The 6,084-nt window shown below is 65.9% G+C and carries 5 protein-coding genes and 1 pseudogene; 2 read left to right on the top strand and 4 right to left on the bottom strand.

The window, feature by feature from the left end; genetic code table 11:
• Positions 1–125: 125 nt before the first annotated feature.
• Positions 126–942, top strand: a pseudogene (locus OO68_RS46015) (IS5 family transposase).
• On the opposite strand, the gene OO68_RS41400 reads toward OO68_RS46015, so the two are convergent.
• Together OO68_RS41400 and OO68_RS41395 are read right to left on the bottom strand one after the other, a co-directional pair.
• Positions 914–1,249, bottom strand: a complete 336-nt coding sequence (locus OO68_RS41400; RefSeq protein WP_033314669.1) for an ankyrin repeat domain-containing protein — start codon at positions 1,247–1,249, stop codon at positions 914–916. The pseudogene OO68_RS46015 and the gene OO68_RS41400 sit on opposite strands and share 29 nt — an antisense overlap.
• 45 nt (positions 1,250–1,294) lie before the next feature.
• Positions 1,295–2,475, bottom strand: a protein-coding gene (locus tag OO68_RS41395) for an IS3 family transposase (protein ID WP_106974548.1) whose coding sequence is annotated in 2 segments (ribosomal slippage) — positions 1,295–2,188 and positions 2,191–2,475 — 1,179 coding nt in all. Because the reading frame shifts where the segments join, the coding sequence is not laid out codon by codon here.
• Between the two features lie 481 nt (positions 2,476–2,956).
• Between OO68_RS41395 and OO68_RS41385 the strand changes: the two genes are divergently transcribed.
• Positions 2,957–4,126 carry an acyltransferase family protein gene (locus tag OO68_RS41385; protein WP_051815031.1) on the top strand — a complete coding sequence of 390 codons (1,170 nt, stop codon included), beginning with the start codon at positions 2,957–2,959 and terminating at the stop codon, positions 4,124–4,126.
• A 169-nt stretch (positions 4,127–4,295) separates the two neighbouring features.
• Here OO68_RS41385 and OO68_RS41380 read toward each other — a convergent pair whose 3' ends face one another.
• Positions 4,296–4,850, bottom strand: coding sequence for an RICIN domain-containing protein (locus OO68_RS41380; RefSeq protein WP_033314665.1), 555 nt, complete (start codon positions 4,848–4,850; stop codon positions 4,296–4,298).
• Between the two features lie 177 nt (positions 4,851–5,027).
• A complete protein-coding gene (locus tag OO68_RS41375) occupies positions 5,028–5,426 on the bottom strand; it encodes an RICIN domain-containing protein (RefSeq protein WP_245237462.1) in 399 nt (132 codons plus the stop codon).
• Between the last annotated feature and the right edge of the window lie 658 nt (positions 5,427–6,084).

Genomic DNA, 6,084 nt, shown 5'->3' with positions numbered 1-6,084 from the left:
GCCCTTCTGTCATGCCTCCGCACCGGCCAACTCACCCGATCCAGCACTCCGTTCGAATCGGGCCGACCATGCGAACGGATAGAGAACAGCCAGTTAGAGGTCATCTCATTTGGTGTCTCGGTAGGCTGTGGGTCGTGGCGGGGATCGTTGAGCGGCTGGTGCCGGACGAATTGTGGGAGTTGTTTCAGCGGGTGGTGCCGGAGGCGCCTTCGCGGCCTCAGGGCGGTGGCCGCCGCCGGCATGGAGACCGGGAAGTGCTGGCCGCGATCGTGTTCGTGGCCACCTCGGGCTGCACGTGGCAGCAGTTGCCCGCTGCGTCGTTCGGCCCGTCGGGGGCGACGGCTCACCGCCGTTTTGCCGAGTGAACGATGGCCAGGGTGTGAACCAAGCTCCATCGCCTGGTCCTCGACGAACTCGGCTCCCGCGGCGAGCTGGACTGGTCTCGCTGCGCGATCGACTCGGTGAACATGCGGGCCCTGAAAAGGGGAGCCTGACAGGCCCGAATCCTGTCGACCGGGGCAAGTACGGATCGAAGATCCATTGATCACTGAGCGGACGGGGCTGCCCCTGTCCGTCGGAATCTCGAGGGAAAAGCTGCACGACAGCCAGGCACTGATCCCTCTGGGGAAGGGCATACCTCCGCTCCGTTCTCGCCGCGGGCGGCGGCGACGCAGGCCGGACAAGCTCCACGCAGGCAAGGGCTACGACTACTCTCACCTGCGCCGATGGTTACGGGGGCGCGGCATAAGGCACCGCATCGCCCGCAAGGGGATCGAGACCTCGCAGCGGCTCGGACGCCACCGCTGGACCATCGAGCGAACCATGTCCTGGCTCGCCGGCTGCCGCCGCCTCCACCGCCGCTATGAGCGAAAGGCCGAGCACTTCCTCGCCTTCACGAGCATCGCCTGCACCCTCATCTGTTATCGGCGGCTCGTCTGCTGATGTGGGCCTGCAGCAGATTCACGGCCAGGTCGTGGCCGTAGTGATTGGCCATGTCCATGGGTGTGCGGCCGTCTGGGTCTGCGAGCTCCGGGTCAGCCCCGAAGGCCAGCAACACGGCCGTGGTGTGCACAGTCAACGGCTGCCCGCTCTGCAGGGGACCATCACCCTCGGCGTCGATTGCATGCGTCAGCAGCGTCATGTTGCTGAAGACCTCGTCAGGATCGGAACCAGCGGCCAGCAACCGGGCCAGGGCCTCAGCATCCTCCTGCTCAACCGCTCGATGCGCGGGTGTCCAGTAGTTGCTCACCACGACATTCAACGGGACTGCTGCGTGATCAGGTGACAGCGGGGTTTATGCAGCGAGTGCTGCGGGTGGGGTCATGATGGTCTCGTACTCGACGGGGGTCAATCTGGCCAGGCGTCTTTGACGTCGTCGGCGGTGGTAGGTGCGTTCGATCCAGGTCACGATCGCGATCCGCAACTCCTCCCGGGTGGCCCAGGCTTGTCGGTCCAGGACGTTCTTCTGCAGTAGCGCGAAGAAGCTCTCCATGGCCGCGTTGTCGCCGGCTGCGCCGACCCGGCCCATCGAGCCGACCAGGCCGTTCCGGGTGAGAGCCGATACGAACTTCCGGGACCGAAATTGCGATCCGCGATCCGAATGCACGATGCATCCGGCCACCTGGCCGCGGCGGGCAACGGCGGATTGGAGCGCGGCCACCGCGAGGTGGGATTTCATCCGCGCGTCGATCGAATAGCCCACGATCCGGCCCGAGAACACGTCCTTGACCGCACACAGGTAGAGCTTGCCCTCGCCGGTGGAGTGCTCGGTGATGTCGGTCAGCCATAGCCGGTTCGGCGCGTCGGCAGTGAAGTTCCGCCGCACCCTGTCGTCGTGGACCGGCGGCCCGGCCTTGGCGTTCTTGCCGCGGCCGGTCCGCTTGCCGAACACGCTCAACCAGCCGTTGTCCCGGCAGATCCGCCAGGCGGTCCGCTCGGCCATCGCCTCACCGGCGGCGCGGGCCTCGTCGAGCAGGAAGCGGTGGCCGAACTCCGGGTCGTCACGATGCGCGTCGAACAGGGCGTTGGCCCGGTATGCCTCGGCCAGTTCGGCATCGGTGGCCGGTCTGTTCAGCCACCGGTAGTAGGGCTGGCGGGCCAGCCCGAGCACCCGGCACGTCACCGCCACCGGCACCCGCACGGGGGCATCCGAGGCGGCCAGCTCGCGGACGAGCGGGTACATCATTTTGCGGGCAGGTTGGCCTGCGACAGGTAGGCCGCAGCCCGCCGAAGTACCTCGTTCTCCTCCTCCAGCAGCCTGATCCGCTTCCGGGCCTCGCGCAGCTCTGCCGACTCACCCGACGCCGTCACGGGCGCAGTGTCCTCATCAGATTCGGCGCGGCGCAGCCACTTCGACAGCGTGATCGAGTGGACGCCGAAGTCGGCGGCGATCTGTTCCAGCGTGACGCCGGCCTCGCGATTGCGCGCGACCCGCACGACATCCTCGCGGAACTCCTTCGGATACGGCTTGGGCACTGCGACATCCTTCCAGGCCGCCTCTCAGCAAGCCAGGTCAGGTGTCACTCAACTCTGCAGCAGTCCCCCACTTCGACCGACAGCCTGCCGAGCTAGCAGTTGGGGTGACCTCTCAGCTCCCATCGGCACTCGAGCGACGTCAGTCTCCGTCGCTACAAGGTTCATGCGCGATCCACTGCATCCGAGCCTTCCGCCCGCAACTGCACAAAATGACGAGTTGCGGGCGGTGGTCGAGCCGTTGTTGCCTAGGCCTGGCCCGGCGTCTGGGACGCAAGCGGCATCCTGAAGACAGCACTTGACCGCCTTGTGTCCTCAACGTGACGTTCTCTGGTTGAACATCGGCGAGGCACTGAACGTGAAGGTGGGTATGGAAGCCCCCCACGGTGTTGAGCCTGCGCTGAAGCCGTTACCGTCTGCACCCGCACGATTACCCGCATCTGGGACGTTGGCCCGTCCGTCAAGGCTTGGTTGGTTGGATGCGTTGCGCGGCATCGCGGCGCTCGTCGTGGTGTTCGATCATTCGTCGTACGCCTTCATGGCGGAGTTCCGGCGCGAGTTGATGCCGGAGTTCAACACCAGCCGGTACGGCATCATGGTGTTCTTTCTCGTGAGCGGTTACATCATCCCCGCCTCGCTGGAGCGGCGAGGATGTGTCCGGACCTTCTGGGTCGGACGCATCTTCCGCATCTACCCGTTGTGGGCGGCTGTCGTCACTGCGGTCCTCGCCGCCAACCTGCTCGGGGTTGCGCAGATCCGCGACTTCGGCGGACAGAGTGTCGCTGCGGCCGCGGTCGCTCACCTCACCCTTTTCCAAGAGCTGTTAGGGACGCCCAACCTTCTTCTCGTCCTATGGACGCTCTCGTATGAGATGGCCTTCTACCTGCTGGTCGTCGCTCTCTTCTCGCTCCGCCTGCACCAGAAGTCACCAGCAGTTGCCTTGACCCTGGGCGTACTCGCCGCAGTGAGCGTGACAGCGCTCAGCGCCCTACCCGTGTCCGCCCTCTCTGACGCGATCGGCTCCAACCTGCTGATAGCTGTGACCGCCATCGCCATGGTCGTCGCTATCTGCTGTGCCAGCTCGATGTCAGCCGCCCCGCGCCTGACCGGCGGTGTGCTCGGCGGGCTGTTGGCCCTCGTGCTGGTGACCTTCAACAGCACAGTCCCCGCGTGGGAGGGACTGGTGATTCTCGCCGTGATGTTCCTCGGCACAGCCGTCTACCGAGCCGAGCACGGTCAGAGCTCCTGGAAGTCCGTAGCCTGCACCGCGACCGTGGTGGTGGCCTGCGCTATAGGCGCTGCCTACCACTATGGCGACGGGGCCAACTTCACACGGCGCGGATGGATAGCCGCGTTCCTGCTGGCCGTGCTCACCTTCGGTGTCGGCCTGGCTGTACGCCGACGGGTGATACCGCGCTGGCTGACCTGGCTGGGCACGATCAGCTACTCGGTCTACCTGGTCCATCCTGTCCTACTTGCAGTGACCGACGGCACGATCGGCCGGTCGCGACAGGACGCCCCCTTGCTCGAGTTGGCCTTCTACGCCGTGCTTCTGCCTCTGTCATGGCTGACCTACCGCTACATCGAGGCTCCAGGGCAGTCTTGGGGCCGACGGGTGGCACGGCGCATGCAGCCGCAACGCCCGCCGGGTTGAGAGCGTGCTCGATCCTCCATGGAACGCAGGTGGCCCCGGGCCCTTCTGGACCCGGGGCCACCTGCGTAGCAAGTGCCTGTCGCGAAGAGGACCATGGCTTCGCAGGAGCCAGCTCCCCGTGTGCGTCAGGACACGCGATGAGGAGATCCCCGCGATGACCGATCGACCATCAGGGAACTATGATCCAACCCTGGTTGGCGGATCCGTCACAGGGAAACTGGGCTACCTGTGCACCGTCGGCGGTGCTGGCACCGGAGACACCCAGGCACATGCCGCTCTTGCGATTCTTGATCGCGTGACCGTCCGGGCCGTGGTCCTCCCAGACCCTGTCCCAGTCCTGGTTGAGGTCGCCGGACGGAGTTGCCGTGATGGCCGCCGCCCCAGCTGAAGTACTGGCGCGGTCGATACCGAGGTTCAACTTCGACTGCCAGTTCTCCCAGCTGTAGGTGGTGCCGCCCTCGGACAGGATGGTTTCCCATCGCTGCAGGTAGCTGTCGCTGCTGGACTTCTGGACGACCTTGGCCCCGTTGGCGGAACTCACGGCCGTCAGGTACTTCCCGGACTTGAGGTTTTTGATCTTGATGGTGGCGAGGGCACGCTTCGGCGCCGGTTCACCACTCTGGGGCGCCGGGGTGAGAGCGATCGCAGGGCCGGCAGCGGCCAGCAGCGCTCCCGCCAGGATCGCCGAGACAGCGGCACCGATTCGTGTATGTGTCGTGAGCATGACATGACTCCTTGCGGTGATTCCGGATGACGTGCTGTCAGACAGGAGACGGGGATCCGTGTGTGGGCAAAGGGCCCGACCCTTCGGGCACGGCACGATGAGGCGCCAGCGCTGATAAGCCAGGGCCCGGAACTGGCGGATTCTTGACGTGACGGCGGGGACGTGCGTGCGGCTCGGCTAGTGCATCGCCCAGCCCTGGTTGGCCGAGTCATCGCAGGGGAATTGGGCGGCAACCGCACCGTTGGCGGTGCTGGCGCCCGAGATGCCCAGGCACAGGCCGCTCTTGCGGTTCACCATGGCGAAATACTCTCCGCCGTAGCCATTCCAGTCTGCGAACCAGTCCTGGTTGAGGTCACCGGACGCGGTTGCTGTGATGGCCGCCGCGCCGGCAGAGGTGCTCGCGCCATCGATGCCGAGATTCCGCCCCGCCGCCTGGTTCTCGAAGGTGTAGTAGTCGCCGAAGAGGTAGACCTCCCAGATCTGCAGTCCCTGGCCGCTGGTCGTGGGCTGCTGGACCACCCTTGCGCCGTTAGCGGTGCTGACAGCCTGCAGCACCTTCCCGGACTTGAGGTTCACGAGCCGAGCCGTACTCACCGCTACCTTCTGGGGCGCCGACTCACTGCTCCGAAGCGACGTGGTGTGGGCGACTGCCGGGCTGGCCGCTGCCAGAAGAGTCCCTGCCAGCATCGTGGCGACGCTGGCCTTCGTACGTAAAGCGCGCATGACGTGCTCCTGGTGGTGGGTCCATGGTGAGTACTCGGCAAGCCATGAGAGGAGGTCTCGCCGGGTGAGTGGGGAGAGTGAAAGCGCCCGCCAGATGACGCGCACTGAACCCCAGATGAACGGTCCACAGTGCCGCGCAGCGCGGCACTGTGGATGAACTGAGCACCCCTGCCCTGCGCGTTGACTGCTCCGCGGGAAGCCGGGCCACGCTGGCAGGTGAGCACTCTGGCGGCTCGGTCAGTACGTTGGCGGCCAGCCCCTGGTCGGCCGAACTGTTGTCACACGGGAACCCGGGAGGGGCTGCGCCGTTGGCGGTACTGGCCGCGATGCCCAGCTTGCCTGCTTACCGCCAACGACCTGCGTCACGACTGCGAGGCGGGCACCCTCACCATTGCAGCCGGGTGGGCGCACCCACTAGGACTTGTCCGGCCGATCATGTGACTACTCCGTTGTCGTGTCGTTGATGTGGGCATGGGGCGGGGCGATCTGACAGATGCCGAGTGGGAACGGC

The sequence above is a fragment of the Streptomyces iakyrus genome, assembly GCF_000717055.1.
Taxonomy (GTDB): Bacteria; Actinomycetota; Actinomycetes; order Streptomycetales; family Streptomycetaceae; genus Streptomyces; species Streptomyces iakyrus.
Note: the sequence above shows the minus strand (reverse complement) of the source record. Positions and strands in the feature narration are given on the sequence as shown.